The organism is Micromonospora sp. NPDC049089 (assembly GCF_040648775.1).
Taxonomy (GTDB): Bacteria; Actinomycetota; Actinomycetes; order Mycobacteriales; family Micromonosporaceae; genus Micromonospora.
This window is the reverse complement of record NZ_JBEZEH010000314.1, coordinates 1-2,201: the sequence shown is the minus strand read 5'-3', so window position 1 is coordinate 2,201 and position 2,201 is coordinate 1. Positions and strand designations below refer to the sequence as shown.

The following is a 2,201-nucleotide window of genomic DNA, read 5'->3' as shown; positions in this document are numbered from 1 at the left end:
GGGGGGGGGGGCGGGGGGGGGGGCGCCCCCCCCCGGCCGAGGTGGACCCGGAAGGGAGGGTTGATGGAGTTCGACTTCGCCGATCAGCAGCCGAAGCTCCTCATGCTGATGTACGGGCTGGTCGCCTTCGTGCTGGTGGTGGGTGGTCTCCTACTGCTGCTCGACGTGGTGCCGGCCTGGTTCGCCCGGCGACGGGAGGCGCAGCTCGTCGCTGCCTCGGTTAGTGGTGCTCCACTTCCCCGTCGACCCAAGCAGCGGGAGGGGATCTTCGCGCTCTTCTTCCTGCTGCCGACGCTGCTGCTGCTCACCATCGGTCTGGTCGTGCCGGCCATCCGCACCGTGCTGCTGTCCCTGATGAACAGGACCAGCACGGAGTGGGTGGGGTTGGACAACTTCGGCTGGATGTTCTCCGACGACGCGATCGTCCGGGTCCTGATCAACACCCTGATCTGGGTGCTCCTGGTCCCGCTGGTAGCGACCGGTTTCGGCCTGATCTACGCCGTACTGGTGGACAAGGCCCGCTTCGAGTCCGTGGCCAAGTCACTGATCTTCCTGCCGATGGCCATCTCCTTCGTCGGCGCCAGCATCATCTGGAAGTTCGTCTACGCCTACCGCGGTGAGGGCGACCAGATCGGTCTGCTCAACCAGATCGTGGTCAGCCTGGGCGGCGAGCCCAAGCAGTGGCTGCTCGAATCGCCGCTGAACACGCTGCTGCTGATCGTCATCATGGTCTGGATCCAGGCCGGCTTCGCCATGGTGGTGCTCTCCGCCGCGATCAAGGCGATCCCCGGCGACATCGTCGAGGCCGCCCGGCTCGACGGGGTCAGCCCGTGGCAGATGTTCTGGCAGATCACCATGCCGAGCATCCGACCGGCGCTGATCGTCGTGATGGTGACCCTCACGATCGCCACGCTCAAGGTCTTCGACATCGTCCGGACCTCGACGAACGGCAACTACGACACCAGCGTGATCGCCAACGAGATGTACAACCAGGCGTTCCGGTACAGCGAGAACGGGCGGGGTTCCGCGCTCGCGGTCTTCCTCTTCCTCCTGGTCATCCCGGTCGTGATCTACCAGATCCGTAACCTCCGTCAACAGCGGGAGGGCTGAGATGACCACCGCAACGCCCACCGTCGCCGCCGGCACCCAGAAGACCGACGGCACCCCGACCACCACGGCCGGCCGGGTCCGCAAGCGGTTGAACAGCCGCACCGCGACGCTCGTCTCGATCGTCATCGCGGTGGTCTGGACCATCCCGACCTTCGGGTTGCTCGTCTCGTCCCTCCGCCCGGAGGACGAGATCAAGACCACCGGCTGGTGGACGGCCTTCACCAACCCGCAGTTCACCTTCGAGAACTACGAGCAGGTCCTGTTCGGGCGCTCGTCGTCCTCCGGGCAGCTCGCCGGTTCCTTCATCAACTCGCTGGCGATCACCATCCCGTCGGTGCTCTTCCCGCTCGCCTTCGCGTGCCTCGCCGCGTACGCGCTGGCGTGGATCAACTTCCGCGGCCGGGACTGGGTCTACATCGCGATCTTCGCGTTGCAGATCGTGCCGTTGCAGATGGCCCTGGTGCCGCTGCTGAGGTTCTTCTCCACCGGGGTCAGCCTCGGCGGCGTCACCCTGATGCCGGCCTGGGACCTGGTCGACGAGCAGAAGTTCGCCCAGGTGTGGTTCGCCCACACCTGCTTCGCGCTTCCGTTCGCCGTCTTCCTGCTGCACAACTTCATCTCGCAACTGCCGGGGGACCTGATGGAGGCGGCCCGGGTCGACGGGGCCACCCACCCGAAGATCTTCCGCACCATCGTGCTGCCGCTGATCACCCCGGCGCTGGCGGCATTCGGCATCTTCCAGTTCCTCTGGGTCTGGAACGACCTGCTGGTCGCGCTGATCTTCGCGGGCGGCGGTGACGAGACCGCTCCGCTGACCGTCCGGCTCGCCGAGATGGCCGGTACCCGGGGCAACGAGTGGCAGCGCCTCACCGCCGGTGCGTTCGTCAGCATCGTCGTACCCCTCATCGTGTTCCTGTCCCTGCAGCGCTTCTTCGTGCGAGGTCTGCTCGCCGGCAGCGTCAAGGGCTGACCCGCGCGCCCGCCGCCGCCTGGCCCCGCGGGGGGGGGGGGGGGCGGCGGGGCCCCCGGGGGGGGGACACTGGGGTGGTTCGTTGTTTTGTGCGCGCGGGGCGGTGGTTCGGACGGCGCCC

General features: G+C 67.4%; 2 protein-coding genes. Both read left to right on the top strand.

What is annotated here, in order from left to right; genetic code table 11:
* Window positions 1–63 precede the first annotated feature (63 nt).
* Window positions 64–1,110, top strand: a complete 1,047-nt coding sequence (locus AB0B48_RS31780) for a sugar ABC transporter permease (RefSeq protein WP_355008967.1) — start codon at window positions 64–66, stop codon at window positions 1,108–1,110.
* 1 nt (window position 1,111) lies between these two features.
* On the top strand, window positions 1,112–2,080 hold the full coding sequence (locus AB0B48_RS31775; RefSeq protein ID WP_357208069.1) for a carbohydrate ABC transporter permease: 969 nt from the start codon (window positions 1,112–1,114) through the stop codon (window positions 2,078–2,080).
* The last annotated feature ends 121 nt before the right edge of the window (window positions 2,081–2,201 follow it).

Bases quoted from the DNA above. Each gene is read 5' to 3' on its own strand.
- AB0B48_RS31780 (WP_355008967.1), top strand. From the start codon at position 64: ATGGAGTTCGACTTCGCCGATCAGCAGCCGAAGCTCCTCATGCTGATG.
- AB0B48_RS31775 (WP_357208069.1), top strand. From the start codon at position 1,112: ATGACCACCGCAACGCCCACCGTCGCCGCCGGCACCCAGAAGACCGAC.